28 protein-coding genes are annotated in these 26,140 nt (G+C 73.3%); 8 read left to right on the forward strand and 20 right to left on the reverse strand.

All coding sequences use genetic code 11. From position 1 onward, the window contains the following. Positions 1-250: 250 nt before the first annotated feature. Genes ACVDFE_RS17430 through ACVDFE_RS17440 form a run of 3 tightly spaced genes read right to left on the reverse strand, consistent with a single transcriptional unit; the run spans position 251 to position 2,672 of the window. Positions 251-1,222, reverse strand: a complete 972-nt coding sequence (locus tag ACVDFE_RS17430) for a D-cysteine desulfhydrase family protein (RefSeq protein WP_458431071.1) — start codon at positions 1,220-1,222, stop codon at positions 251-253. 36 nt (positions 1,223-1,258) lie between these two features. Then, on the reverse strand, positions 1,259-2,140 hold the full coding sequence (locus tag ACVDFE_RS17435; RefSeq protein ID WP_458431072.1) for a cobalamin-binding protein: 882 nt from the start codon (positions 2,138-2,140) through the stop codon (positions 1,259-1,261). 1 nt (position 2,141) lies between these two features. After that, positions 2,142-2,672: an NUDIX hydrolase gene (locus ACVDFE_RS17440; protein ID WP_360391980.1), complete on the reverse strand. Its 531-nt coding sequence runs from the start codon at positions 2,670-2,672 to the stop codon at positions 2,142-2,144. Positions 2,673-2,852: 180 nt separating this feature from the next. On the opposite strand from ACVDFE_RS17440, the gene ACVDFE_RS17445 reads away from it, so the two are divergent. Then, positions 2,853-3,203, forward strand: a complete 351-nt coding sequence (locus ACVDFE_RS17445) for a hypothetical protein (RefSeq protein ID WP_458431074.1) — start codon at positions 2,853-2,855, stop codon at positions 3,201-3,203. A 60-nt stretch (positions 3,204-3,263) separates the two neighbouring features. On the opposite strand, the gene ACVDFE_RS17450 is transcribed toward ACVDFE_RS17445, so the two are convergent. Continuing rightward, positions 3,264-6,320: an NACHT domain-containing protein gene (locus ACVDFE_RS17450; protein WP_458431075.1), complete on the reverse strand. Its 3,057-nt coding sequence runs from the start codon at positions 6,318-6,320 to the stop codon at positions 3,264-3,266. 204 nt (positions 6,321-6,524) lie between these two features. On the opposite strand from ACVDFE_RS17450, the gene ACVDFE_RS17455 reads away from it, so the two are divergent. Next, positions 6,525-6,971 carry a hypothetical protein gene (locus tag ACVDFE_RS17455; protein ID WP_360391973.1) on the forward strand — a complete coding sequence of 149 codons (447 nt, stop codon included), beginning with the start codon at positions 6,525-6,527 and terminating at the stop codon, positions 6,969-6,971. 6 nt (positions 6,972-6,977) lie between these two features. Here ACVDFE_RS17455 and ACVDFE_RS17460 read toward each other — a convergent pair whose 3' ends face one another. Together ACVDFE_RS17460 and ACVDFE_RS17465 are read right to left on the reverse strand one after the other, a co-directional pair. Further along, entirely contained in the window at positions 6,978-10,145 is a 3,168-nt protein-coding gene (locus ACVDFE_RS17460) for an AfsR/SARP family transcriptional regulator (RefSeq protein WP_458431076.1), read from the reverse strand. Positions 10,146-10,251: 106 nt separating this feature from the next. After that, a complete protein-coding gene (locus tag ACVDFE_RS17465; protein WP_360391969.1) occupies positions 10,252-11,082 on the reverse strand; it encodes an alpha/beta fold hydrolase in 831 nt (276 codons plus the stop codon). A gap of 288 nt (positions 11,083-11,370) precedes the next feature. Here ACVDFE_RS17465 and ACVDFE_RS17470 point away from each other — a divergent pair, with 288 nt between their 5' ends. Continuing rightward, positions 11,371-12,255, forward strand: coding sequence for a cellulose binding domain-containing protein (locus tag ACVDFE_RS17470; protein ID WP_458431077.1), 885 nt, complete (start codon positions 11,371-11,373; stop codon positions 12,253-12,255). A gap of 45 nt (positions 12,256-12,300) precedes the next feature. Here ACVDFE_RS17470 and ACVDFE_RS17475 read toward each other — a convergent pair whose 3' ends face one another. From ACVDFE_RS17475 to ACVDFE_RS17485, 3 genes are read right to left on the reverse strand one after another with little or no spacing between them, the layout of a single operon-like run. Next, the gene (locus tag ACVDFE_RS17475) at positions 12,301-12,630 is read right to left on the reverse strand and encodes a hypothetical protein (protein ID WP_458431078.1); all 330 of its coding nucleotides are present in this window, start codon (positions 12,628-12,630) and stop codon (positions 12,301-12,303) included. Further along, complete coding sequence (locus ACVDFE_RS17480; RefSeq protein ID WP_458431079.1) at positions 12,581-12,889, reverse strand: SMI1/KNR4 family protein; 309 nt, start codon at positions 12,887-12,889, stop codon at positions 12,581-12,583. The genes ACVDFE_RS17475 and ACVDFE_RS17480 overlap by 50 nt, the downstream gene beginning before the upstream one ends. After that, complete coding sequence (locus ACVDFE_RS17485) at positions 12,886-13,635, reverse strand: phosphotransferase (RefSeq protein WP_458431080.1); 750 nt, start codon at positions 13,633-13,635, stop codon at positions 12,886-12,888. The genes ACVDFE_RS17480 and ACVDFE_RS17485 overlap by 4 nt, the downstream gene beginning before the upstream one ends. A 32-nt stretch (positions 13,636-13,667) precedes the next feature. Here ACVDFE_RS17485 and ACVDFE_RS17490 point away from each other — a divergent pair, with 32 nt between their 5' ends. Further along, positions 13,668-14,684 (forward strand): hypothetical protein, encoded by a 1,017-nt coding sequence (locus ACVDFE_RS17490; protein WP_458431081.1) that lies wholly within the window; start codon positions 13,668-13,670, stop codon positions 14,682-14,684. Here ACVDFE_RS17490 and ACVDFE_RS17495 read toward each other — a convergent pair. Then, a complete protein-coding gene (locus ACVDFE_RS17495; protein WP_458431083.1) occupies positions 14,674-16,032 on the reverse strand; it encodes an IucA/IucC family protein in 1,359 nt (452 codons plus the stop codon). The two genes, ACVDFE_RS17490 and ACVDFE_RS17495, sit on opposite strands and share 11 nt — an antisense overlap. 240 nt (positions 16,033-16,272) lie before the next feature. Here ACVDFE_RS17495 and ACVDFE_RS17500 point away from each other — a divergent pair, with 240 nt between their 5' ends. The 3 genes from ACVDFE_RS17500 (at position 16,273) to ACVDFE_RS17510 (ending at position 19,575) form a co-directional block, all read left to right on the forward strand. After that, on the forward strand, positions 16,273-17,514 hold the full coding sequence (locus ACVDFE_RS17500; protein WP_458431084.1) for an IucA/IucC family C-terminal-domain containing protein: 1,242 nt from the start codon (positions 16,273-16,275) through the stop codon (positions 17,512-17,514). Positions 17,515-17,582: 68 nt separating this feature from the next. After that, a complete protein-coding gene (locus ACVDFE_RS17505) occupies positions 17,583-18,926 on the forward strand; it encodes a TrkH family potassium uptake protein (protein WP_458431085.1) in 1,344 nt (447 codons plus the stop codon). After that, positions 18,916-19,575, forward strand: a complete 660-nt coding sequence (locus ACVDFE_RS17510; RefSeq protein ID WP_458431087.1) for a potassium channel family protein — start codon at positions 18,916-18,918, stop codon at positions 19,573-19,575. The genes ACVDFE_RS17505 and ACVDFE_RS17510 overlap by 11 nt, the downstream gene beginning before the upstream one ends. On the opposite strand, the gene ACVDFE_RS17515 is transcribed toward ACVDFE_RS17510, so the two are convergent. The 9 genes from ACVDFE_RS17515 to ACVDFE_RS17555 all read right to left on the reverse strand — a co-directional run bounded on the left by ACVDFE_RS17515 (position 19,576) and on the right by ACVDFE_RS17555 (position 23,479). Beyond that, positions 19,576-20,118 (reverse strand): alkaline shock response membrane anchor protein AmaP, encoded by a 543-nt coding sequence (locus tag ACVDFE_RS17515; protein ID WP_458431088.1) that lies wholly within the window; start codon positions 20,116-20,118, stop codon positions 19,576-19,578. Continuing rightward, positions 20,115-20,633, reverse strand: a complete 519-nt coding sequence (locus tag ACVDFE_RS17520; RefSeq protein WP_360391936.1) for a DUF6286 domain-containing protein — start codon at positions 20,631-20,633, stop codon at positions 20,115-20,117. Before ACVDFE_RS17520 ends, ACVDFE_RS17515 begins: the two co-directional genes overlap by 4 nt. Beyond that, positions 20,630-20,950, reverse strand: coding sequence for an Asp23/Gls24 family envelope stress response protein (locus ACVDFE_RS17525; protein WP_458431089.1), 321 nt, complete (start codon positions 20,948-20,950; stop codon positions 20,630-20,632). The genes ACVDFE_RS17520 and ACVDFE_RS17525 overlap by 4 nt, the downstream gene beginning before the upstream one ends. Before the next feature lie 4 nt (positions 20,951-20,954). Next, the gene (locus ACVDFE_RS17530; protein WP_093600157.1) at positions 20,955-21,131 is read right to left on the reverse strand and encodes a hypothetical protein; all 177 of its coding nucleotides are present in this window, start codon (positions 21,129-21,131) and stop codon (positions 20,955-20,957) included. 68 nt (positions 21,132-21,199) lie between these two features. Further along, positions 21,200-21,661 (reverse strand): Asp23/Gls24 family envelope stress response protein, encoded by a 462-nt coding sequence (locus tag ACVDFE_RS17535; protein WP_458431090.1) that lies wholly within the window; start codon positions 21,659-21,661, stop codon positions 21,200-21,202. A gap of 54 nt (positions 21,662-21,715) precedes the next feature. After that, the gene (locus tag ACVDFE_RS17540) at positions 21,716-22,027 is read right to left on the reverse strand and encodes a hypothetical protein (RefSeq protein ID WP_458431091.1); all 312 of its coding nucleotides are present in this window, start codon (positions 22,025-22,027) and stop codon (positions 21,716-21,718) included. Beyond that, entirely contained in the window at positions 22,021-22,377 is a 357-nt protein-coding gene (locus ACVDFE_RS17545) for an Asp23/Gls24 family envelope stress response protein (RefSeq protein ID WP_458431092.1), read from the reverse strand. The genes ACVDFE_RS17540 and ACVDFE_RS17545 overlap by 7 nt, the downstream gene beginning before the upstream one ends. Positions 22,378-22,382: 5 nt before the next feature. Further along, positions 22,383-22,931 carry an Asp23/Gls24 family envelope stress response protein gene (locus ACVDFE_RS17550; RefSeq protein WP_360391922.1) on the reverse strand — a complete coding sequence of 183 codons (549 nt, stop codon included), beginning with the start codon at positions 22,929-22,931 and terminating at the stop codon, positions 22,383-22,385. Beyond that, complete coding sequence (locus ACVDFE_RS17555) at positions 22,922-23,479, reverse strand: RNA polymerase sigma factor (protein WP_360391920.1); 558 nt, start codon at positions 23,477-23,479, stop codon at positions 22,922-22,924. The genes ACVDFE_RS17550 and ACVDFE_RS17555 overlap by 10 nt, the downstream gene beginning before the upstream one ends. Positions 23,480-23,657: 178 nt before the next feature. Here ACVDFE_RS17555 and ACVDFE_RS17560 point away from each other — a divergent pair, with 178 nt between their 5' ends. Then, positions 23,658-24,914, forward strand: a complete 1,257-nt coding sequence (locus tag ACVDFE_RS17560) for a mannosyltransferase (RefSeq protein ID WP_458431093.1) — start codon at positions 23,658-23,660, stop codon at positions 24,912-24,914. On the opposite strand, the gene ACVDFE_RS17565 is transcribed toward ACVDFE_RS17560, so the two are convergent. Next, positions 24,905-26,128 (reverse strand): PQQ-dependent sugar dehydrogenase, encoded by a 1,224-nt coding sequence (locus tag ACVDFE_RS17565; protein WP_458431094.1) that lies wholly within the window; start codon positions 26,126-26,128, stop codon positions 24,905-24,907. The genes ACVDFE_RS17560 and ACVDFE_RS17565 overlap by 10 nt on opposite strands. Positions 26,129-26,140 lie beyond the last annotated feature (12 nt).

The following is a 26,140-nucleotide window of genomic DNA, read 5'->3' on the forward strand; positions in this document are numbered from 1 at the left end:
TACCGCACTTTCACCGGTGGTGGTCGGCGAAATAACAGCAGGTCAGCCTATTCCAGTGCACGTGGGTTGAATGTGACTGCGCCGAGCGGGTGAAAAATTGAAGGCAGTGAAACGCGGTCACGCATGGTCGCGATTATGCCTGGTCGTCCAGCCGGGAGTCATGGACAAAAAATGGTCAACATCCGGCCGGTCGTGATGTCAAGAACGCACGCGAAACGCACCGATAGGACACGTTTATGCGCAGCGCCGGTCAGAACTGGGCGACGGCTTCCGGGGCGTAGCCGTAGAAACCGGGCAGACCACCCGTGTGGAGGAACACGACGGGCTTCGCGAGCGTCGGGACGAGGCACTCGAACGCCACCGCGGCCTTGCCCGTGTACACCGGGTCCAGGACCACACCTTCGGTGGACGCGAACAGCTTCAGCGCGGCCCACACCTCGTCGGTCGGCACGCCGTAGCCGGGGCCGATCGTGTCGTCGGTGACGGTGACGTGGCCGAGCCGCGGGGCGGGGTGGCCGAGCAGGGCGGCGGCGCCGGTGGCGAGCTGGTGGAGCTCGGAGGTGGCGTCGGCCGCGCTGTGGGACACGCTGGCGGCGTGGACGGTGCCGGGCCAGCCGAGCAGTTCGGTGCCCAGCGCGATGCCCGCGGCGGTGGCGCCGGAGCCCTGGGGGACGACGACGCAGGCGTCGTCGATGCCGCGGGCGGTCAGCTGGGTGACGAGCTCGGTGGCGGCGGCGACGTAGCCGAGGGTGCCGAGGGCGTTCGAGCCGCCGACGGGGAGGGTGACGGCGCCGGGGTGGTTGACGCGGTCGTAGGTCTCGGCGGTCTCCTCGGCCGTGGCGCAGATGTGGACGTTCGCGCCGAACATGTGGTCGAGGACGACGTTGCCGGACCGCTCGTAGGCGGGGCCGGTCATCGGGACCTTGGCGGTGAGCACGAGCTCGCACCGCAGGCCGAGCTTGGCGCAGGCCGCGGCGGTCTGGCGGCCGTGGTTGGTCTGCAGCGCGCCGAACGTGATGACGGTGTCCGCGCCCTGCTCCAGGGCCGCGCCGAGGAGGAACTCGAGCTTGCGGAGCTTGTTGCCGCCGGCGCCCAGGCCGTTGACGTCGTCGCGCTTGAGCAGGACCTGCGGGCCGCCCAGCGCGGCGGTCAGGCGCGGGGCGTCCTCCAGCGGGGTCGGCCAGCTGCCCAGTGCCACGCGGGGGAATGCGCTCAGGTCCACGGGGCGAGCCTAGGGCCCGTGCCCCCAGGGGCCGCCTCAGGCCCGGCTGTCGCGAACATGGACCTCGACACAGGCCCTGGTCGCCTCACCGGGCTCCAGGGCCGGGCCGACGCCGTGCAGCACCCGCGCCAGCACCTCGATGCCGCGCACGACCCGCGGGCCGGGGCGGTTGAAGTACGAGGGACCGTCCAGCACCCACGTCTCGGGGAACACCTGGTCGGGCAGCTCGGCCAGCGTTCGCCCGATCGGGAAGCCGCACGGGACGAGCAGCACGACGTCCGGCCGCGCCGCGTGCACGGCCTCCCAGGTGGTCGGCCCCGTGTGCTCACCGGGAGCGGCGAGCAGCGGGACACCGCCTGCCTTGGTGATCTGCTCCGGCACCCAGTGCCCGGCGGGCCACACCGGGTCCAGCCACTCGATCGCGGCCACGCGCGGGCGGGACAGGCCCGCGGTCAGCCGTTCGACGTGGTCGATCCGGACGCGCAGGCGGTCGATCCGCTCGGCACTGTCCACCCCGAGCACGTCGCCGACGGTCTTCAGGCAACCGAGGACCTCGTCCAGGGTAGAGGGTTCGAGGCTCAGCACCACCGGGCCGGCGTCCATCAGCCGCACGGCCGCGGACACGCTCTCGTAGGAGACCGCGCACACGTCGCACAGGTCCTGGGTGAGGACGACGTCGGGCCTGAGGTCGTGCAGCAGCTCCACGTCCAGGCCGAAGACCGACGAACCGCGGTGCACGGTCGCGGAGATCTCCCGGCTGCTCACCGCGTCCTGGTCGACCGCGGTGCTCGTGACCACCGGGACGTCCGCGACCGACGGCGGCCAGTCGCACTCGTGGGTGCGCCCGACGAGGTGTCCGGCGAGGCCCAGCTCGGCGACGATGTCGGTCGCGGCGGGCAGCAGCGAGACGATCCGCACCTCAGACCTCCCTGCCGAACTCGGCGTACCGCGTGGAACCGCTTTCCAGCGCGGCGAGGGCGAGGGTCAGCCGCCGGTGCAAAGAGGGGTAGATCCGCGGCCTGGCCTCGTCGAGTCCCAGGTACACCACGGACTCCAGCTCGGGGTCGTGCGCGACGGCACCGTCGAGCACCCCGCCGTCGAAGACGAACTGGTGGCAGTCGCGCCACACGCCGTTGCGCGGTGTCCAGTCCACGACGAGCAGCCGCCCGAGCGGGAGGTCGACGCCGAGCTCCTCGCGGACCTCCCTGCGCGCGGCGGCCTTCGGCGACTCGTCGTCCTCGGTCATGCCACCCGGGATGTCCAGCACGGACTTGTAGGTGGGCACCACGAACAGCACGCGTCCGGTGGAGTCGCGGACCAGCGCACCGCCGGCACCGGTCTTGGTGGGGCGGCGGGAGGCGACACCGGGGTCGTGCTCGGGCTCGGGCGGACCCTCGTCGAGGACGTCCGCGGCGAACGCGGCGGGGTCGCCGCAGTGCTGTGCGGTCATACGCCGATGATCACACCAGCGGGTGATTCACGCGCGCACCGGCCCAGCCGTCCGTGCCTGGTGAGCGGCACCGCGGGTGATGACTGTGCGCAACCAAACGACCCGGGGAGTACGCTGGGCGCTGTAACTCCGTGCGATCAATCGCCGATGTTCGAGTCGACATCGGTGGAGGTGACGCCAATGGGGGCAACCGGTGCCGCCAAGCGCAGACACGAGGGACATTCGGCCCCGTGGTCCGTGATCGGGCTGACCGTCGTGTTCGTGGTGGTGGCCCAGGTCCAGTTCGCCATCGCCCTCGCGGAGAAGGTCCTGTGGCCGGTCGCGACCGGCGTGCTGCTGCTGGCCGCGGCGGTCGCGTTCGTGAAGACGGCGCGCAGGCTGCGGTGGGAGGACAGCGACCCGTACGAGGTCCCGAGGGAGCCGGCCAGGCCGCTTCCGCAGGCCGGGTACGAGCCCCACGTCGACGCCGACGGCAGTCTCGCCCGCGCGGTCGGCGACGTGGTCCACGCCTCCCGGCGCTGGCGGGCCTGAGCACCCCGCACCCGGACCGGGCCGGACGACGAGGCGGCCCGGTCGTCGTGGCGTGCCCGCTCAGCCGAACAGGCCCAGCTCGTTCGCGACCGTGCCCGCCCGGTACACCAGGTCCGGCCGCACCTGCCCGACCGCCGCGAAGTCCACCGAGCCGAACAGCTCGCGCAGCCGCGGCGCGCAGTCCTCCCGCCCGCCCTCGTGCAGCCGCAGCAGCGCGTCCAGCATCGGCACCTCGTAGCTGCCCGGCGTCACCGCGGACCGCACCTCGTCGAACACCCCCAGCAGCTCGTCGTCGGGCCCGCCGCGGCCGACCCGGTCCCACAGCTGCGCCACGAACCCGCTGCTCGCGCTCAACCCGGTCTTGGCGAGCCTGCCCAGCGTCTCCGCGCTCACGGTGAGGTCGCGGCGCAGGCAGTCGAGCACCAGGTCGGGGAAGCGGTCGGCCCAGCACAGGTAGTGCCACGCCCGCTCGCCCGGCGCCACCGGTGAGGCGGCCAGCTGCACCAGCGCCCGCGCGTAGTCGACGTCGAACCGCACGTCCGGCAGCGCCTCGAAGGCGTGCTTGAACTCGTTGGCCGCCGGGTCGCCGGTGAACCGGGCGTCGAGCGCCGCCTCGCGCAGCGACACCCGCCGCGCCAGGCCGTCCAGCTCGACCGAGGTCGGCAGCGCCGTGCCGATCGCCAGCGTCACGTGCAGCGGGTCGTCCCACCGCACGTAGACCGACTCGATCAGGGTGCGCCACTCCGCGTCGGTCAGCTCCGCCTTCCACAGCCCCGCGAGCTTCGACCAGTTCCGCACGCCGAGCTCGCGCGACCCGCACACCCGCGCGAGCACGACGTGCAGCAGCACCAGGTTCAGGCTGTAGATGGCGTACCGCGCCGGTTCCTGCCGCGGCACCGGCAGGTAGGACTCCAGCGACCGCGGCCTGCGCATCCGCGAGAGCGAGAACAGCCGCTGCACCAGTGCTTTCAGCTCCTCGCGGTAGCGGGCGGCACCGGCCATCTCCACCAGGAACTCGATCACCGGGTTGCTGGAGGTCAGCGGCGCGAACGACAGCAGCGCCCACAGCATGCTGTCGTCGGGCTGGGCACCGGTGATCCGCCGCCCGGCCGACTCGCGCTCGCGCAGGTCGTTCAGCACCGTCCAGGTGAACCGCGCGACCAGGAACTCGCCGAACGTCGCGTGCAGGAACTCGTAGGTGTGCAGGCGGTGCTCGTCGCGGATCGCCATTGCGCACTGCACGAAGAAGAACCGCCCGACCACCCGGTCGCCCTCGCTCAGCGGCCGGCGGATGCCGTGCCTGGGCTGCGGCACACCGGGGTGCAGCAACGCCGTCATGTCCTCGTCGATCGCGTTGCCCGCCACCCACTTGGTGCCGCGCTGGAACATCGCGAACGCCACCACGGACAGCTTCTCCAGCTCCACCTCCACCGGGTCCTCGTCGGGGGCGGCGGTGTCGTGGCCCTTGTCCACCTCGCGGCGGGCGAAGCGGCGCAGCAGCTCCTCGTACAGGTCGACCTTGCCGAGGCTGTCCCGGTGCCGCTGCAGCGCGTTGCCGACGGCGTCGTACAACGCGAGCATCAGCAGCAGGAGCGGCTGCTCGGCGAGGTCGTGGTGGTCGAGCACGGCCTTGGCGGGCAACGGGACCAGCCCGTTCGCGGCGAAGTAGCCGGCGTTGGAGCCGTTCCACACCTCCAGCCACGCCTCGACGTTGGCGTCGCTGAACGGGACCAGCCGCAGCACGTCGGTGTCGAGCGGGATCCGCATGCCGCCCGCGACGCTGATCCGGCTGGTCACGACGAACGCGACCGGCTGTCCCGCGTCGGCGCAGTCCCGCTGGAAGGTCTGCACCCGGTCCAGGAAGTCGGTCTGCGTCACGCCGGTCGCCTGCAGCAGCTCGTCGAACCCGTCGAGCAGCACCACGGGCAGCGCGTCACCGGCCGCGCGCGCCATGGCCGTGAAGCTCACGTCCTCGTGCAGCGCGAGGCCCAGGCCCTGGTCGATCTGCCGGCGCAGGTCCGCCTCCGCCGCCGTGGCCCGCAGCTCCACCCGCACGGTCAGGAAGTCCGCGGCGGGCAGCCGCGCGGCGAGCACCTTCGTCAGCAGCGACTTGCCAGAACCGGGGTCGCCCAGCACCACCAGCGGGTGGGTCACGGCCTTCGGCGAGGTCAGGTGGCCGACCAGGTACCGGTAGAGGTCGGAGCGCGGCGGCTGGTCGCGCCACCAGCCGGACTCGGCCGGGTGGGCGTCCTCGGTCATGGCGACGACCTGGTAGTCGGGGTCGATGTAGGCGGTGCGGGTCAGCGGGATCTCCAGACCGGTCGGCACCTGGCCGGGGTCGATGATCGGCCGGTCCAGCACCGCCCGGTAGCGGGCGGCCAGCGCCGTGCGGCGGTCGTCGGGCGCGGCACCGACCCTGGTGCGGACCAGCGCCTCCTCCAGCCGGGCGAGGCCGGCGGAGACGTGCGCGTCGTGGTCGGCGTGCAACCAGAACGCCAGCTCCGGGTACTCGGCGCCGAGCTTGCGGACCAGCTCCTGGTACCGCTGCAGTGCGGTCAGGTGCAGATCGGACAGCAGCCGGGTGACCCGGACGCGCTGCTCACCCGTCAGCCGCGCCCAGACCGCCGTGCCCTCCAGCAGCTTCAGCAGGTCGCGGCACGCGCGCCGGTACTGGTCCTCGATCGTCCGCAGGTTCTGGGCGAACGGCCGGCTCGCGCTCGGGAGCACGCCGTCGCCGTCGAAGACGCTGCTGAGCCCGACGAGCGTGTGCTGCTCGTCCTTGTGCAGGCCCAGCTCCGCGAACCGGAACGGCAGCTCGACCTGCTCGAACGCTTCGAACAACGCCACCACGACGATCACGGTGTGGGCGGCGTGCAGCCGTTCCGTCTGGCTGTGCCGGCTCAGGCCCGAGCGCCGCGCACCCGCCTTGACCAGCAGTTCCCTGCTCAACCGGACGAAGTCGGTCTTCGCGTCGAACCAGCCCAGCAGCTCGGTCACCCCGCCCGCGACCCCGCTCAGCAGGGCCAGGCCCACCAGCCGGTCGAGCGCGTCGACGAGCGCGCTCTCCTTCGTGCCGAGGAGCCGGACGGCGTCGGCGTAACTGTAGGTCTTGGCCACCCGTCAAACTCTTGCCGGGTGATCATGAAGTGGGGACGGCGGCTGCGCCGACAGGTCGTTCGGCTCCGATCAACGGTCGTCGCTGATCGGCCGAACGGACCAGTCGGGCTGAACCGGGGTCAAGGTTTTGCGCAAGGTTTTGGGCACGGCCCGCCGAGCAGGCTGTGCGGCGCAAGCAACCTTCGACCCTGAGGGGGGACGAACGTGAAGATCACTTCAGTCGCCGCGGTCGCGCTGTTCGCGGCCACGACGTCGTTCGCGCTGGTGGGGACGGCGAACGCCGCTGACGAGAAGCCGCTGCCGGTCACCACGGGCGCGGCGGACACCGACCAGTCCGGCGTCGGCATCATGGCCTGCTCCGGGCACGCGCACAGCAACAAGGACGCGCGCTCCGGCCAGCTGTTCGACGGCAGCAACGTCAACATCCGCCGCGGCCCGCACACCTCGTGCACGTCCGACGGCCAGGGCCAGCTCTCCCACAACGTCGACTACCACTGCTACGCCGTCGGCGACGCGGTGACCAGGAACGGCATCACCTACACCACGTGGACGTACCTGCGGGACACCACGACCGGGGTGCAGGGCTGGGTCAGCGACTCGCTGCTCGACCTGAACCCCAACGGGTCGCGCGGCAGCCTGGAGGCGTGCTGACCCCGGTCAGCCGCGGGTGAGCCGGGCCAGCAACGCCGCGGTGGCGGCGTGACCGAGGCGGTGGCCGGTGCCGAGGTGGATCCCCAGGGCCTCCTCGCCGCTGGCCACCGCCGCGTCGACGGCGCCGCACGCGGACCAGGCCTGGGCCAGTGCCGTGAGCGCGCGCCCGTGCAGGACCCGGAAACCGGCCTCGGCCGCCAGCGCGACCGCCTGCGCGGCGAGACCGGGGTCGGGACAGCCGAGCGCCACCACCGCGGCGCTCAGCTCGACCAGGGACTCGACCTCGCCGCGCCGGCGACCGTCGGCGCGCGCGAGGTCGAGTGCGTGGCGGTGGCGTTCGGCGGCCTGGGCGAACCGGTTCCACCGGCGGTCGACGAGCCCCAGCGCGTTGTGGGCGTCGGCCTCCGCGGCCAGGCAGCCGGTCTCGCGGGCCAGGTCGAGCGCCTGCTCCGCGTGCACCTCCGCCCGGTCGTGCGCACCCAGAGCGCAGTCGGCGAGCGCGAGCTGCGCGAGTGCCGCCGCCTCCAGGCCGCGTGCGCCGAGGTCCAGGCGCAGCACGGTGGTGCAGAGCCGGAGTGAACGGGGGAGGTCGCCCAGCTCGAAGGCGATCCGGGCGAGCAGGCAGAGCCCGGTGGCCTCGCCGATCCGCGAGCCGTGCGCGCGGTGCAGGTCCACCGCGCGCTGGCAGTGGCGTTCGGCGAGACGCAGGTGACCCATCTCGTAGTAGACCTCGCCGAGGTCGCAGAGCACCCCGGCCTCGCGCGCCTCCGCGCCGAGCGAGCGGACCACGGCCAGTGCGCTCGCGTGGCAGATGGCGGCGGCGCGCAACCGGCCGCGGTGGCGGTGCAGGGTGCCGAGGTGACCGAGCGCGGTGGCCCGCACCTCGTCCCAGCCGGTCCGTTCACCGAGCCGGCGGGCCTGCTCGAAGTGCTCCTCGGCGAGCGCGCGCTCGCCCAGTCCGAGCCGGGCCGTCGCGACCACGAGGTGCAGCACGGCCTGTGCGCGCAGGTCACCGTCCACAACGGACGCCCGCAGCCCCGCGGTCGCCGTGTCGAGCAGGTCGTCGTGGTGCTCCCGCACGGAGAAGTAGCCGTGCAGCGCGTCCGCGAGCTCCCACACCAGCGGCCCGCTCCCGGTGCGGACCAGCGCGAGGAGGTTGTGCCGCTCGGTGTCCAGCCACGCCAGCGCCTCGGCGCGGCCGGTGAACGGCGAGCGCACCGGCGGCCACGGCAGGTGCGGCACCGCCGGGTGCACCAGCTCGGCGGCGGCACGGGCGGTGCCCAGGTACCAGCCGGCCAGCCGCCGCACCGCCGCCGGGTCCGCGCCGAGCTGCCGGGCGTAGAGCCGCAGCAGGTCGTGCATCGCGAACCGGTCCGGCGCGGTCTGCTCGACCAGGTGCGCGGTCCTGAGCACGTCCAGCAACCGGTGCGCGGCGGGCAGGTCCACCCCGGCCAGCGCGGCGGCCGCTGCGGCACCGTGGTCGGGGCCGGGGTGCCACCCGAGCAGCCGGAACAGCCGCGCCGCAGGCTCCGGCAACGCCCGGTAGGACCACGAGAACACGCTGCGCACCGCGGAGGCCGGGTCGCCGGGCACGTCCAGCGCACCGGGGTCCGCCAGCTCCGCCACCAGGTCCGCCAGCCCGGCCGCCCGTTCCGCCGCCACCCGCAACGCCAGCGGCAGCCCCGCACACCGCCGCACCAGCTCGGTCGCCGCCGGCAGCTCCGCGGCCACCCGCTCCGCCCCGAGCACCCGCCGCAACAGCTCCAGCGACTCGGCCGCACCGAGCCGCCCCACCGTGATCCGGCGCGCGCCGTCGCGGGCCACCAGTCCCGCGAGGTCGTCCCTGCTGGTCACGAGCACCGCGCAACCGGGCCGCCCCGGCAGCAGCGGCCGCACCTGCTCGGCCGACCGCGCGTTGTCCAGCAGCACCACCATCCGCCGCCCGGCCAGCGCCGACCGGTACAGCGCGGCCCGCTCGTCCACGCCGGGCGGGATCCGCTCCACCCCGAGCGCCCGCAGAAACCCCTCCAGCGCGGTGGACGGGGCCATCGGCTCCGCGGTGCCGTAGCCGTGCAGGTCCACGTACAGCTGCCCGTCGGGGAAGTCGCCGCCGTGCCGGTGCGCCCAGTGCACGACGAGCGCGGACTTCCCCACACCGCCGGTGCCCACGACCACCGACAGCCCGGGACCGAGCTCCCGCAACGCCTCCGCACGCCCGACGAAGTGCGGGACACCGCAGGGCACCTGCGCCGGTGGCCGCGCCTCGGCGGGTGTCGTTCGGGGCGGTGCCACAGCTTCGGCGGGTGCCGCCGTGTCGGCTGACGCTGCGGTCGTGGCCGGTGCCGTCGCTTGGTCCGGTGCCACAGCCTCGGCTGGTGCCGCCTCTCCGGCCGGTGCCACCGCTTGGGCCCGTGCCGCCACTTCCACCGGTGCCGCCACCTCGGGCGCCTGCCGCAGCAACGCCGTGTGCAGCCGCCGCACCTCGGGCCCCGGGTCGACACCGAGCGCCTCGGCCAGCCGGTCGCGCAGCCCCTGGTAGGCCGCGAGCGCCTCCGCCTGCCGCCCCGACCGGTACAGCGCCAGCATGAACTGCCCGGTCAGCCGCTCGTCCAACGGGTGCTCGCGCACCGCCGCGGCCAGCCCGGTCACCAGCTCGCCGTGCAGTCCCAGCTCCAGCCGCAGGTCGACCCGGTCCAGCTCGGCGCAGAACCGGTGCGCTGCCAGGCCTTCCCGCACGTCGTCGAGCCACGGCGTGCTCAGCCCCGCGAACGCCGCACCCCGCCACAACCCCAGCGCCCGGTCGAACGCCGCCAGCCGGGCGGCCGGGTCCGGCTCGGCCCGCCCCCGCGCCAGCAACCGGTGGAACCGGTGCAGGTCGACGTTCTCCGGGTCCACGGCGAGCACGTACCCGCCGCAGCGCCGGGTGATCTCCACCTCCAGCCCGCGGCACGCCCGCCGCAGCCGGGACAGGTAGGCGTACAACGTGTCGCGCCCCTGCCGCGGCACGGCGTCACCCCACGCCCGGTCCAGCAGCTGGTCCGCCGACACCACCTGGTTCGCGTCCACGAGCAACGCGGCCAGCACACACCGCCTTCGGCCGTGCCCGAGCTCGACGACCTGGTCCCCTCTCCCGGCCGTCACGGTCCCGAGCAGCCGGAACTCGACTCCCCCCATCCGATGTGCATAGCACGCCGATGGACCTGTCCGGGGCGGGTTCGGCAATTCGTTCGCCCGACGGGAGCAGCCGTGGCGCACAACGCCCCCGCACGACGGTTCCTGCCTAGGCGTGCGAACGGACGTCCCGTCCCGATTCCACGCGCTGGTGGAACTCGGCGATGTGCCGCCACATCGCGACCGGGTTGGAGTACACGGGCAGGTGGCCGCTGTGCGGGATCTCGGCGAGCTGCACGCCGTTCGCGTCGAGCTTCGGCAGGTACGGCAGCGCCGCGTGCTCCTCGCCGTACAGGAACATCTTCGGGCACGGCAGCGACAGGAACCGCGTCAGCAGCTCACCCCGGTCGGACAGCTCCACCATGGACGAGAGGAGGCCGTGCGCGGCGGCGCGGCGGACCTTGTGCGGCAGGCTCGCGGCGTACAGGGCGCCGGCGTAGTGCGGCGTGCGGCGGACGTCGTCGGCGAACGCGGCGAGGAAGTCGCCGCGGTGCCCGGTGGTCGCCGGCCGGCTGAGGAAGCAGTCCTGCGGCGTCAGGTTGCCGTGCATGTTGACGAAGCTCAGCACCCGGCCGGGCTGGCGGTGGGCGAACAGCAGACCGGCCACGCCGCCCATCGAGTGACCGACGAGGTGGAACCGGCCCAGACCCAGCCGGTCCGCGACCGCACGGGTGGTGTCGGCGAGGAACGGCAGGTCGACGGCGGCGAGGTCGGCGCATTCCGAGGCGCCGCAACCGGGTGCGTCGAAGGCGAGGACCGGCCGGTCGTGGAACGCCGGGCGCAGCACCACGTCCGCGTAGTCCTCTTTGGTGCCACCGAACCCGTGCAGGAACACCACCGGGGCGAGCCGGCCGGTGCGGTGGGTGGTGGCGATCTTCAGGTTCACCCCGTTCACCCGGAGTCCCAGCAGTTCGTGGACGGTGGCGTGCTGTGGTGCCATGAGAGGCCTTTCCCCGACGCGGGCGCGGTCTGCGAACCGGGCGACAGCATGGCATTCCATGTGATCGCTCACAAGTAGTTGAACGATTGATCATCTCGGCGTGACACTGCTCGGCGGGGCTCGCGCGTCCCTGCGGCGAAAGATGAATGTGAACGCGAACACCGGCCGCTCGCGATCGGCGTTCCGTGATCGGTTCGTTGCTGGACGGCGTTGCCCCGCCTCGCGAAGATGAGGCGCGCACCCGCTCCGCACCCCGTTCCCCGACCAGCACCGGACCGCCACCTCCCGATGAGAAGACCCCTGCCGGCCGTCCTGCTCGCGGTGCTGCTGCTGACTGCCTGCAGCGCCGAGCCGACCCCGCCGCCGAACCCCAGCCGCCCCGCGCCGACGTCGCCGGCGCCGGTCACCGACGTGCCGCTGCCGGAGGACGTCCCGCAGCTCGTGCGCGCGGTGCCGGACCCGGTCACGGTCGAGCTGGCCGACGGCACCCGGCTCCGCATCGCCCTGCTGGCACCGCCCGCCGGGTGCTGGGCGCCGCGGGCGCTGGCGTTCGCGCGCACCACGCTGCTGGCCCGCCCGGTGCTGGTCAAGAGCATCACGCCGGGCGAGGCCAGCCTGACCTTGGAGGACGGCACCGACTACGCGCTGCTCGCGGTGCGCGAGGGCGTGCTGCGCGCCCAGGACGCGGACGGCGGCAGGTACACCGACGCGGAAATGGCGGCGGCACAGGCGGATCGCGGCCTGTGGGGTCCGCCGTGCGACGGGATGGACGCACCCTGGTCGACCAAGGCGGTGGCACCCACACCGGTGACGACCACGCCGGCTCCCGTCCGCACCACGACACCACCGCGCCCGCCGTGCTCGGTCGGCTACGTGGTCACAGCGGAGTGGCAGGGTGGGTTCACCGCCGACGTGACGCTGCGCAACACCGGCACGTCCCCGGTCAACGGCTGGACGGTGGGCTGGACGTTCGGCAACGGCCAGGCCGTGACCCAGATGTGGCGGGCGAAGCTGTTGCGCGGCACCGGTTCCATTCGCGCGATGAACGAGGACTACACCGCCGCGATCGCACCCGGCGGCACGGTGTCGTTCGGTTTCAACGGCAGCGTCCACGGCGCCAACCCGGAACCGGCCGCGTTCACGCTCAACGGCAGCACCTGCGCGGTCGAGTAGGGCTCGCTCCACAAAGGACCGATCGGTCCCGGGCCGCCCGAGTGGCTAGTGCCAGAAGATCCCGCCGTTCTCGACCCTCGCGCCGGGCAACGCGGCCGCGGTGTGCTCCAGCAGCGCCGCAGTCGACGGGTACGTGTTGACGCCCTCGAACGCCGGGATCGACTGCGGGTCCAGCTGCCCGACCGCACCGCACCGGTCACCCGGCCGCAGCTCCACGACGAGGGCGCAGCCCGTGTCGTCGAGCGCGATCGGCAGCCACGCCGGGTTCCACCCCCAGAACAGGTCCTCCTCGCCCTCCTCGACCTCGGACCAGTCCTCGTCGTCCTCATCGGAGAAGTCGTCGATCTCGTCGGCCTGGCGCCGGGCGAAGCTCACCGGTCCGCCGCCGCCAGTCCTCGACCGCCCAGTCCAGCGGCAGCGGTGTCCACCGCCGCGGCACCAGGAAGCTCGCCGGCCGCATGGACGTGCCGTCGTGCCGCAGCCACGACTCCACCAGGTCCGCGGGGAACCGGTGCCCGACCTCCTCCTCGGCGGCCGCGATGGCGGCGGCGGTCGCGGGCGGCCTCAGCACGTGCGCGACACCGTTGGCGCGGCACCAGTCCTCGATGCGGTCCCAGGACGTCGACACGGTCATCCCGTGATCATGCCCGGCATCGTCGTACGCACGTACTCGGCGTCGCGCAGGTACAACCGGTCGTGACCGTCGGCGATGTGGCGCGCGAACGCCCGGTCACCCGCGTCCGCCCGCGCGTGCATGAGCTCGACGAGCGCGGTGAGCCGTTCGGCGACCGCGGCCACCAGCCCCGAGCGGTCCGCCAGCCCGTAGGCGTCGCAGAACCTCGCCGCCCTGGCCGCCTGCCGCGCAGCGGTGCCGAACCCGTCGTGGTTGTCCGGGTGGGTGAGCGGCGCCCACCGGTACACCGCGTACGCCACGTCCCACAGCCGCGGCGCCGGGTGCGCGGTGTCGAAGTCGATCAGCGCGACCGCCGTGGTGCCGTCCAGCACGCAGTTGTAGGGCGCGAAGTCGCCGTGGCAGACCACTTCCGCAGGCTCTCGCACGGGCATCATCCAGCCGGTGCGGTGGTCGTAGCCGGCCGTGGCGTCGTGGTAGGACCGCAGCAGCCGTGCGGCGCTGACGAGTGCCTCCTCCGACCGCGCGGCGGGGGAGAGCGGGTAGTTGCAGACCTCGCCCGGGAAGAACGTGAGGACCTCGCGGCCCTCCTCGTCGATGCCGTGGAAGTCCGGCGCGCCGGTGAAACCGCGCTCACGCAGGTGCCGCAGCAGCCCGTGCACGCGCGGCGACCACGGACCGACCGGGCGGCGCACCGTCTGACCGACGCGATAGACGTCGTTGATCCCTCCGCCTGTCAACCGTTCCACCGAACCACCCCGTCCGTGACACCATCACGCCCATGCCTGCACAGTGGCTCGCGGTCCGCGCCCACCTGCTCGAACACCGGCACGCTTTCGCGGTCAAGGCCGCCGCGGAGTACCCGGACGTGCCGAAGGTGGCCGGGACCCCGCTGCTCACCGCCGCCCACTGGACGCCGGCGCAACCGGTGCCGCTGCACGATCTCACGCTGGAGCTCAAGCAGGCCAACGAGTTCCGGCTCACGGCCGGCGGGCTGCCGGAGGGCTTCCGCAGCTACTCCGAGGCGATGGCGGCACTGGCGGCGCCCGCGGTGTTCGAGAACCGGCCGACCTACCGGCTGCTCGGCTTCACCGGCCGGCACCTCACGTTCGGCATCGGGTCGTACTTCGACGGCATCGACGTGGGCGAGGCGTGCGCGCACGAGTACGCGGCGCGCGAGCTCGGGCACGCCGACGCGATGCCGTTGCGCGCCGCGGTCGGCGACCCGTGCGACCCGTCCCGGCGGCCGGTGAACGTCGCGATCAGCACGCTGACCATCCGGCACGACCGGGCCACCGGCGCGGCGACGTTCTTCCTGCACTGGCGGGACCCGCGCAAGGTCGGACACGCGGGCGGGCTGTACCAGGTGCTGCCGGTCGGGGTGTTCCAGGCCGCCACCGACCCGGTGAACGACTTCTCGTTGTGGCGCTGCATGGTCCGCGAGTTCGCCGAGGAGCTGCTCGGCGCCCCCGAGGAGTACGCGGGCCCGGTCGACTACGACGGCTGGCCGTTCGCGCGGCGGCTGGCCGAGGCGCGCGTCTGGTACCTCGGAACGGGCGTGGACCCGTTGACGTTCGCGACGGACGTGCTCACGGTCGCGGTGTTCGACGCGGCGCTGTTCGACGAGCTGTTCGGGGACCTGGTGGCGCACAACGACGAGGGCCGCGTGCTGGCCGGTCTCGGCTTCACCGCCGAGAACGTCGAGCGGTTCGTCCACGACGAACCGACGCAGGCGGCGGGTGCGGCGCTGCTGGCGCTCGCGTGGCAACACCGGGAGACGCTGCTCGTCAGCGCCTGAACGGGTTGGGCAGGTGCGCCCACTCCTTCGTCGCCGGGTCGAGCCGCATCAGCGTGAGCGGTTTCGCGGGAATCGGGTCGTGCAGCAACGCGTGCCGGTCCGGCGTGTCCGGGACGGCGTCCGCGACGACCCGCCAGAGCTCGTCCGCCGGCGCCTCCAGCGCACCGACGAGCCCGGTCAGCGCGGTGGCGAAGAACGTGGCGAACGTCTTGGCGCGCAGCGCCTCCCGGTCGGCGTGCAGCCGGTGCGGCAGCTCCGGCCTGGGGCTGACCCGGATGTCCGCGAGGTCGCGGTAGACCAGCCGCCGCGGTCGCCCGTCCACGAGCCCGACCAGCAGGTTCTGCTCGTGCGCCTCCAGCGCCACACCCCTGGCCAGCAACGTCATGAGCGGCGGCACCGCCAGCGCGGCGAACTCCGCGAGCCACTCGACCGGGTCGCCGAGCCCGCGGATCGGCGGCTGTCCGCCGTCGACCGGGCGGGCCGTGAGCGCGGCAAGCGGCAGCAGCGTCTCATCCCCGTGCACCACCGGCCGGTCCCGCAGGATGACGCCGAGCTCGCGGTCGGGTTGCCCGTCCACCAGCACCGCCGCGGCGGCCCGGTTGCGCTGCAGTTCGATGCCCTCGACCGTGCGCTCCAGGAACTCCGACACCTCGGTCGCGGTGACGATCGAGCCCGCCGAGATGTCCCGCACGGCCGAGGTGAGCTGCGCGCTCAGCGTCGTCTTCACGTGCCAGTCGCCCGCCGACAACGTCCGCAGGGCCATCAACGGGTGCGCGTCGAGCGTTCCGATCGAGTGAACTTCCTTACGTCCGGCCTGCCACGGGTGCACCGGCAGCAGGACCGCCCGGCCGTCCCGCAGCTCGTCCGGCCAGTCCCCGAACACCACGTGGTCCTCGGCCGGGTGCAGCCGCAACGCCACGACGGGCCGGTGCTCTGGCCCGTACGCGAGGTGGTCCGCGGCGGTGAACCCGGTCCGGTTGCGGCAGCACGGGTGCAGCGGGTGCCCGTCCACGACGCTCTGCTCGTGCTCCTCCAGCGACCGCCGCAGGAACGGCGTGGCCAGCGGTTTCGCCGTCCGCGCCAACGCCAGCCCCGCCACGCTGTGCGCGACCTCCCCGGCGAGCCGCTCACTGCCCGGCCACTGCCGCACGACGTCGGCGGGGTGCCCGGTGAGCCGCTCGACCGGCGGCACCGGCTCGACCGCGACCGCCCGCAGGAGCCGGGCGAGCACCGCCTCCCGCGCACCCGGCAGCCCGGTGAGGAACCGCTCGGCCCGCTCACCGTCCAGAGCGGCGGCGAATTCCGCCTCGACCTGCGTCTGCGTGAGAATGACGTGATCCTGACACATCGCCAGAGGGAACACAGGTGGAAGCGAACTCCGACCCCGACGGCATCACCGCGACCGCGTTGCTGAACTGCCTGCGCCGCGAGGTCGCCGAGGTGACCACCACCGCGGACCACCTCGTCCTCCGCCTCCCGCACACCGGCGCCGTGCTCCGCGCGCGGACCGGCCGCTGGCCGTCGTCCCCCGAGCTTCCACTCCGGTACCTGGCACCCCGTCACCTGGCACGAGCTGGCCGCCCTGGTCGTGAAGGAGCTCGGCAGCGCCCCCGTCGGCTTCCTCGACGAGATCGCCGCCTCCCACTCCGCGATCGCCGCGATCCTCGCCGCCCGCGGCACCCCGCCCTCGGACCTCTACCAGCGCTCCGAACAGGCCCTCGTCGCCGGCCACCGCTACCACCCGGCCCCGAAGAGCCGCGGCACCCTCCCCGCCGCCGCCTGGCTGCCGTACGCACCGGAGACCCACGCGGAGTTCCGGTTGTCCGTGCTGACCGGCGACTTCGTGGACGCGGGCGAGGTGGACCTGCCACCCGGCACCCTCCCGGCCCACCCCCTGCAGCTCTCCCTGCTGGGCCTGCCCGCGGGGGCCGACGGCCCACCGGTCTGGCCGACCTCCTCCGTCCGCACGGTCTACGACCCGGCGGCCGACCTGTTCTACAAGTTCAGCCTCGACATCCAGATCACCAACGACGTCCGCCGCCTCTGGACCTACGACCTGCACTGGATCCCACCCCTGGCCGACGTGCTGAAACCGGTGTTCGCCGACATCGCCGCCACCCACCCCGGCACGGCCTTCCTGCTGGACCACGGCTACCGCACGTCCCCGGCGCACTTCGAGGGCCTGGCCGTGGTCGTCCGCGACGGCATCCGCCGCCACACCCGCCCCGGCGTCACCCCGCTGCTGGCAGCGGGCCTCGCCGAGGGCTTCCCCGGCAACCCGCTCGACGCGCTGACCGACCCTGCCGCCTGGTTCCGCGCGTACGTCGCGGCAGTCGTGCCCCCGGTGCTGCACGCGTTCTTCGCGCACGGCGTGGTGATGGAGAGCCACATGCAGAACGTGCTGGTGGGCGTGGACGCGACCGGTGTGCCCGTGCAGGCGTTCTACCGCGACCACGAGGGCATGCGCCTGCTGCCGTCGCACTCCGCGCTGCTGTCCGCAGTGGACGGTGACGTGCTCGGCGCCCGCGGCGTGTCCGAGGCGAAGGGGTGGGAACGGCTGCAGTACTGCCTGATCGTCAACCACCTGGTGGAGATCGCCGGGGCGGTGCACGCGCGCCACCCCGGGGCCGACCTCTGGTCCGAGGCCCGCGCGGTGTTCGCCGCCTGCGCCGACGCCCACGGGTCACCACCGCAGCTGGTGTCGCTGCTGGAGAGCCCGGTCGTGCCGGCGAAGGCGAACCTGCTGCTGCGGTGGACCCGTGCGGAAGGGGCGGCGAGCCGGTACGTCGACTGCCCGAACCCGCTGCGCAGCACTTCGGTCCCGTCGTGAACGCGCACGGCTGACCCACCCGGGACGCTCGTGATCCGCACCCCCGGGACACCGCCTAGGCTGACCCGGTGATCTCCGGCCCGGTCATGTCCGGCTGGCGGCACCCCGCCCGCCTCGTCGTCCTCGCCTTCCTGGCCGCCACCGCCGTCGGGACGGTCCTGTTCCTGCTCCCCGTCGCCGCCGAGCCCGGTCGCACGACCTCGCCGCTGACCGCCCTGTTCACCGCGGTCTCCGGCATCACCGGCACGGGCCTGGCCGTGGTCGACACGGAGTCGCACTGGTCCACGTTCGGCGAGGTCACGCTGCTGGTGCTGTGCCAGGTCGGCGGCTTCGGCATCATGACCATGGCCTCGGTGCTGGCGTTGCTCGTGTCGCACCGGCTGGGGCTGCACATGCAGCTCACGGTGAAGACCGAGACGAACACGCTCAACCTCGGCCACGTCCGCCGGGTCATCGCGGGTGTGATCACGATCAGCCTGGTGGTCGAGGCGATCGGCGCGGTCGTGCTCGGCCTGCGGTTCTGGCTCGGCTACGGCATGTCGCCGCAGCGGGCCGCGTACGAGGGCGCGTTCCACTCGGTGTCGGCGTTCAACAGCGTCGGGCTCGCGCTCTACCCGGACAACCTCGTGCGGTTCGCGACGGACCCGTGGATCTGCCTCACGATCGTGGTGGTCGCCGTCACCGGCGGGCTCGGGTTCCCGGTGCTGTTCGAGGTCCTGCGCGGCCGGCGGCGGCGCCGGTGGTCGCTGCACACCAAGATCACCGTTCCCGTCTACCTCGGACTGATCGCGGCCGGTACGGCGGTGGTCCTGCTCGTCGAGTGGAGCAGGGCCGGCACGCTCGGGCCCTACGGCGTCGCCGACAAGCTGCTCATCGGCCTGTTCCACGGCGCCATGCCGGGCACCGCGGGGTTCAACACCATCGACATCGCCCAGCTGCAGCCGGCCACGATGCTGGTGCACGACGTGCTGATGTTCATCGGCGGCGGCAGCGCGGGCACGACGGGCGGCATCAAGGTCACCACGTTCGCCCTGCTCGCGTTCGTGCTGCTGGCCGAGGTGCGGGCCGAGCCGAGCGTGCACGTCATGGGCCGCAGGATCAGCGCGGAGGTCCAGCGCCAGGCCGTCACGGTCGCGCTGCTGGGCGTGGGCGTCGTGATCACGGCGACGCTGGTCCTGCTCGCCACCACCTCGTTCCGGCTCGACGACGTGCTGTTCGAGACGTCGTCGGCGTTCGGCGGGGTGGGCATGTCGACCGGGATCACGGCCGAGCTGCCGCCCGTGGCGCAGCTGGTGATCATCGTGCTGATGTTCGCCGGGCGGGTCGGGTCGATCACACTGGTGTCGGCGCTCGCGTTGCGCGAACGCCGGCGGCGCTACGAGCTACCCGAGGAGCGACCCATTGTCGGATAGGACATCCCGCGTCGTCGTGATCGGGCTGGGGCGGTTCGGCAGCTCGCTCGCGCTCGAGCTCGTCTCGCAGGGCGTCGAGGTCATGGCGGTCGACTCGGACGCCGCGCTGATCCAGCGGCACGCCGACAACCTCACCCACGCCGTCGTCGCCGACAGCACCGACGCCGAGGTCATGAGGCAGCTCGGGGTTGACGAGTTCGGGCGCGCGGTCGTGGGCATCGGCACGAACCTCGAAACCAGCATCCTCACCGCTGCCGTCCTCGTGGACTTCGGCATCCCCACGATCTGGGCGAAGGCGATCAGCCACGAGCACCGCCGCATCCTCGAACGCATCGGCGTCCACCACGTCGTGCTGCCCGAGCACGAGATGGGGGAGCGGGTGGCGCACATGGTCACCGGGCGGATGCTCGACTTCATCGAGTTCGAGGACGACTACGCCATGGTCAAGCTGCGGCCGCCGCAGGACGTGGTCGGCCAGGCGCTGGGCAGGAGCAAGCTGCGGGCCAAGTACGACGTCACCGTCATCGGCGTCAAACGGGCAGGGGAGGGCTTCACCTACGCCACCGCCGAGACCGTGGTCCAGCCCGGCGACGTGCTCATCGTCGCCGGGAAGACCACGGACGTCGAACGGCTGGCCGACCAGGTCTGATCAGGACACCCGCGCCGCCGCGGCGGACGAGCCGGCCAGGCGGAACTCGACGGTCGCGGTGAGACCGGGCGACTCCAGCGCCTCCCGCAGCCGCGGCACGCCCTCGGAGTCGATGCGGCGCCGGATCTCCCGCAGGTCCGCGTCGGCGTGCGCGCGCACCACCAGGGCGAGCCGGGGCGCGGTGTGCGGACCGGTCAACGCGGCCTCCACCTTGCGCACACCGGGGTAGCCGCTGATCTCCTCGGCCAGCGGCGCCACCGCGACCCCGGTCGACATCCGCGTCGACCCGTCGTCACCGGACCAGCGCCACGTCGTCGCCGGCGTGCGGGGCACCTGCGCCACCAGCCACCGCGCGCACAGCAACCCGAGGACGACGGCCACCGCGGCGACCACCACGAGCACCCACGGCGGCGGCAGCTGCGTGCCCGGCACCAGCGGCGCCTGCGCGGACAGGCCGGGGAAGCGGCCGAAGTGCGCGGCACCCGCGGCACCGCCCGCGGCCAGCAGCACCAGGCCGCACAGGAAGAGCAGCACACGGTTCACGACGCACCCCTGGAAGCCTTGACCCGCACCACGACCCGCGGTGTGCGGGCGAGCTCGATCTCCGCCAGCCGGCGCCGCACCGACTCGCGCACGACGTCGGCGAGGCCCTCGGTGTTGGTGCGCCGGGTGTGCACGGAGGCCTTCACCCGGCTGCGCCCCACCGTGACGGCCGCCGACTCGACGCCGTCCACCCGCGCGGCGGCCCGCACCGCGTTGCGCAGACCCCGGCGCGACACCGACGTGCGCTCGTCCAGCGGCGCCGTCCGCGACCGTCCCGGCACGACCGCCGCCAGCACCAGCAGCAACCCGGCCACGGCCGCCACGGCAGCCGCGACCAGCACCTCCCGCGCGTCCCACCGCGTCCCGTTCAGGTACTCGGCCACGGCCGGGTAGGACACGAGCGGCGGTTCGCCCAGCGCGAGCTGGACCGCGCACACGGCGACCAGCACGCACGCGGCGAGCAGCACCAGCGCGACCAGGACCGCCGGCAGCGACCGGCGTGACCGGCGGGTCATCGCACCCTCCCGCTCACCTCGGCCGCCGTCCGCAGCACCGCCACCGACACGTCCACGACGGACACCGCCAGACCGGTGAGCAGCCCGACCCGTTCGGCCAGGTGCGCGCGGACGGCAGCGGTCGTCGCCGGCACCGGTGCGGGGTAGTGCAGGTCGAGCCGCACGTCGAGCGCGGCCACCCCACCGGTCACGTGCGCGCTGGCGGTGGCACCGGCGACACCGGTCACCTCGTGCGCGGCACGGGTCGCGATCCGGCCGACCGCGCGCTCGGCCACCGTCGTGAGGCCGCGCTGCGGCGCGGCGAGCGTGGTCGTCATCGGCTCAGTCCCTGTCCCTGCCGAGCAGCTGCGCCAGGTCGAGCTTGCCCTCGGCCACGCGGCCGGCGACCAGGCCGAGCGCGCCGAACACCAGCACGAGCAGGAAGGCGCTGAAGCCGCCGAACGCCGCCGCGAGGCCCAGAGCCAGCCCCGTCAGCAGTCCCAGTGCGGTCGTGCTCACTGCCATTCTCCTTTGCCACGAAGGGAAACCCGCCGCCCCGCCCCCGACGGAGAGGCGGCGGGCCTGGCTCACTGGACCCGGCCGGTGCCGGTCTCGGGCTCCGTGCCGTCGTCCTCGGCCGGCATGTGCACGTCGTTGACGTTGATGTTGACCTCGACCACGTCGAGGCCGGTGATCTGCTCGATCGCGGCGATCACGTTGCCGCGCACCGACTTCGCGAGGTCCGCGATCGGCACGCCGTAGTCGACGACGAGCTCCAGGTCCACGGCGGCCTGCCGCTCGCCGACCTCGACGGACACGCCCTGGCCGGCGCTGGCCGTGGCACCCGGGATCCGCTCGCGCAGCGCGCTCAACGCCCGCGTGGCACCGCCGCCGAGCGCGTGCACGCCCTTGATCTCCCGCGCCGCGAGGCCCGCGACCTTCTGCACCACCACTTCCGAGATGGTGGTCGAGCCCCGGTCACTGGAGAGCTTACCGGCCGGGGCGAGCGCCGTGCTGTTCTTCTCCGAGGTCTGCGTGGTCATCGTCATTCCTTCCTCCGAAGCACCGTCGACACCTTGTACGACAACGTCATCCGGACATCGTCACGGCCTGATCGGGTGATCGGGGCCACCCGGTGCGAGCGCGTCTCCGTCCACATCGGTCACAACGAGGCGCAGCCGCGCCGACTCCCACCGCGTGCCGGTGAGAACCGCGCGCAGCACGACCCCCGCCTCGGCCAGCAGCGCGGGCAGCGGCAGCCGCGTCGCCACGACCCGCACGCACACCAGGTCGTCGGCCACGTCCACCGCGAGCCCGTCGACGTCCCACGGCACGCGCACCGACAGCACCGGCGTCGACGGCCGCAGCCCGTCGACCTCGCGCAGCGCCTTGAGCAGTTCCTCCGCGATCAGCACGCGACGTCCACCACCGTCACCAGGACTGAGGCGACCTCGACACCGGTGAGCCGCGGCACCGCCGCGCGCACCGACCGCTGCACCGCCCGCGCCACCGCGGCGGCCTGGTCCTCACCCGAGATCACCACGTCCACCTCCAGCAGCACCGCCGCGTCCGCGTACCGCACCCGGATGCCTTCGACCGGCGCCGGGGTGAGCCCCTTCACCTGCTGGCGGGCACTGCGGACGACGGAGCCGACGAGCCCCGCCACCCCCGGCTGCACCCGCACCCCCGGCACGCGTTCGGCCGCGTGCACCGCCACCGCGGCCACCACCGGTGCCGCCACGACCGTTTCGAGAACTTCGAGCACCCCGCTCACCCTTCGAGCACGTCGGACACGACGAGGTCCAGCCGCGCGAGCCGCACGCCGATGCGCGCCGTGGCCGCCGCGATCACCCGTTCCCGCACCACGTCGAACGTCTGCGCGGAGGTGTGCCCGGCCACGATCGCGATGCCGAGCTCCACCTCGATCACCGGGTCGGACTCGCTCGACTCCACCGCCTCGCGGACGCGGCACCCGCGGGCGCGCACGCCGTCGACGCCGTCCGCCGCGAACCGCAGCACCGCCGCGATGGCCTGGGTGCTGATCCGCGCCGGGTCGGCCCCCGCGCTCGGCAACGGCAGCACCTCACCGCGCCGCGCGTCCGCCCGCACCGCCGACATCACCCTGCTGACCAGGTCGGACGGTGGCTCGACGCGATCGCGCGCCATCTCCTCCGTCGCCGCCCGCAGCACCAGCAGGCTCTCCCGCACCGCCGAGCAGTGCGGGCAGCGGCGCGTGTGCTCGTCGGCGACCTCGATCGCCTCCCAGACCTGCTCCACGTCCCGCCCGCACGGCAGGGCGTAGTCCGCCGTCACCTCCACGGCGCCATCACCTCCGCCAGTTGTGCCCGCGCACGCGCGAGCCTTCCGCGCACCGCCTGCTGCGTGGTGCCGATGGCCTCGGCGATCTCGTCGTACGACCGCCCGTGCACCTCCCGCAGCACCCAGCACGCGCGCTGTTCCGGAGTCAGCCCGCGCAACGCCACGGCCAACGCGTCCATCTGCGCGCTCACCTCCACCGCCCGGTCGGGCCGCTCCCGCGGCGCCGCCGACGGCTGCTCGTCGAGTTCCACGTCGGCCACCGGCCTGCGCTGCCGCAGCACGTTCAAACACCTGTTGGTGGCCGTGCGGTAGAGCCAGCCGACGAACGCGCCGTCGTCCTTGAGCTGCCCGAGCCTGCGCCACGCGGTGAGGAACACGTCCTGCACCACGTCCTCCGCATCACCCGCGCTGCCCACCACCCGCAACGCCAGCCGGTACATCTGCCCCTGGTAGCGGCGCACCAGCAGCTCGTAGGCGCGCATGTCGCCGTCCCGGGACCGCGCCACCAGCGTGGCATCGTCGAGTGCGGCGGCGGCCTCGACGCTCATGGCTGCTCCCACCTGTTCGTCCGTGTCACTCCCTAGGACACCTTCGGCCGTGAAACGTCACGCGGTTCTCCCACCGCAGGTAAACCACCGGTTCGTGCTACAGGCGGGCCCCACGACACCATGGACCCGCGCCCGGCTGTCACCGCGGCGGCCGGCTGCTGTGTCGTGGGAGGTACGGGTGAGTGAACGGTTCCGCGTCGTCGAGGCCCGGGTGCTGCGGTTCGCGCCGCTGGTGCTCGGGCTGTCGCTGGCGGGCTACGCCTGGCGGCTGACGTTCCCCGCGAGCTGGGGGATGATCGACCTCAGGGTGTACTGGAGCCTCGCGCCGAACGTGCTGACCGACCGGCTGTACGCGCTCACCATGCCGTTCACGGCGGACTTCCCGCTGCCGTTCACCTACCCGCCGTTCGGGGCGGTGGTGTTCCTGCCGCTGTCGGCACTGCCGTGGCTCGCGGCACGGGTCGTCTGGCAGCTGCTGTCGCTGCTGTGCCTGTGGTGGATCGTGCGCACGACACTGCGCCTGCTGTCCGCGAAGACCACCCACGACCCGCGGCGCGCGCTGCTGTGGACGGGGCTCGCACTGTGGTGTGAGCCGGTGCGCAAGACCCTCGACTTCGGGCAGATCAACCTCGTGCTGGTGGCCTTCGTGTTCGCGGCGATGATCGCCGCGCAGAGCTCGGTGGCCGGCCTGGGCGTCGGGATCGGCGCCGGGCTCAAGCTGACGCCCGCGATCTCCGGGCTGTACTTCCTGGTCACCCGCCGGTGGGCGGCCGCGGCCTGGTCGTTCGCGGGCTTCGCGCTGACCGTGGCCGCCGGGTTCGCCGTGTCCGCGGCGGACTCGTGGCGCTACTGGTTCGAGCTGCTCGGCGCGGCCGACCGCGTGGGTCCGGTGGGGTCCGCGATCAACCAGTCGCTGCGCGGCGCCCTGTCCCGCTCGCTCGGCCACGACGTCGGGATGTCCTGGCCGTGGCTGCTCGCGGTGGCCGCGTCCGCGGTGCTGACCGGTCTCGCGCTGCGCTCGGCCGTGCGCGCGTCGGACACCTTGGCCGCGGTGCTCGCCGTGCAGCTGTTCGGCCTGCTGGTCTCGCCGATCTCGTGGAGCCACCACTGGCTGTGGGCGATCCCGGTGGTGCTGTGGCTCGTGCACGGCGTCACCGGCCGCGCGGCCTGGTGGCTCGCCGGGGCGTGGGTCGTCGTGACCGGCTCGGACGTCATCACGTTCCTGATCGACCAGCAGCCGTCGATCTGGGAGGTCCCGCGGCCCTGGCCGCTGGCCGCGCTCGGCTGGGCGTACCCCGCGCTCGGCCTGCTGACCCTCGCCGCGACCCCGGCCCTGGTCGCGACGGGGGTCAGCGGGCCGACCGGATCCGAACGGGCAGGGCGTCCGTCAGGACCGTCCCGGCGTGCTCAACCCACGCCGGGGCTTCAGCGCTGATCCGGCTGGACCAGTTCGAACCGGACCCGGCTGAGCCCTCCCGGCAGGTCGCTGAGCACGTACAGCTCACCGTGCACGTCGGTGCCGATCGCGCTCGGCTGGGTGGGGAAGTTGCCGATCGTGGCGGTGTCGTAGCCGCCGTCGGACCTGGGGCGCACGGCGAACACGCGGGTCGAGCAGTAGTCGCTCGCCACGTAGGTCCCCCGTGCCTGCGGGGTCCGCGAACCCCGGTACACCACGCCGCCGGTCACCGAGCAGTTGTCGTTGTAGTGGTCGTACTCGAAGACCGGGTCGGTGTACCGGACGCCCGGCTTGCACTGCCCCTGGTCGAACACCGGGGTGCCTTCCCGGCAGGACCAGCCGAGGTTCGCCCCGCCCTGCCACGGGCGGATGTGGTTGACCTCCTCCACCAGGCCCTGGCCGACGTCACCGATCCACAGCGAGCCGTCCACGGGGTCGACGGAGAACCGCCACGGGTTGCGCAGCCCGTAGAGCCAGATCTCCGGCCGCGCGCCGCGCACGCCGACGAACGGGTTGTTGCGAGGCACGCAGTAGGGCTGCGCCCCGCAGGTGCGGTTGACGTCGATCCGCACGATCTTGCCGAGGAGGGTGCCGAGGTCCTGACCGGACTTGAACGGGTCGTCGGCGTGGCCGCCGTCGCCCGTCGACCAGTAGAGGTACCCGTCGCGGCCGAAGGCGACCTGTCCGCCGTTGTGGTTGCCGTACTCGGCGTGCGCCTGGGTGAGCAGCACCTGCAACCGGTCCGGGGCGCCGAGGGGCACGCGGGCCAGGGTGAGCGCGCCGGCCGGCAGGCTCGTGTAGGCCACGTAGAGAATCCCGGTCCGCGCGAAGTCCGGCGCGGGAGTGATGCCCAGGAGGCCGCGCTCGTTGTCCGACGTGTCGATGCGGGCGGTCAGGTCGAGCACCGGCTCGGCCGCCAGGCCGGTGTCCGGGTGGTAGGCGCGGACGGTGCCGTCCTTCTCGGCGATCAGCATCCGCCCGTCCGGCAGCCCGGTGATCGCGATCGGACGCCGCAGACCGGACGCCACCCGTTCGGACACCACGGTCAACTGGGTGAGTGGCACCGCGCGGGTGCGGTACGTCTCGGCTGCGGCGGTGCCGGCCGCCGGCGACGAGGGTGACGGGAACGCGGACGAGGCCAGGATGAGCAGGCCGGCCAGCAGGGTGGACCGGCGACAACGCCGTCGCGACATGGTTCGGCTCCT

This window comes from Lentzea chajnantorensis, assembly GCF_054300775.1.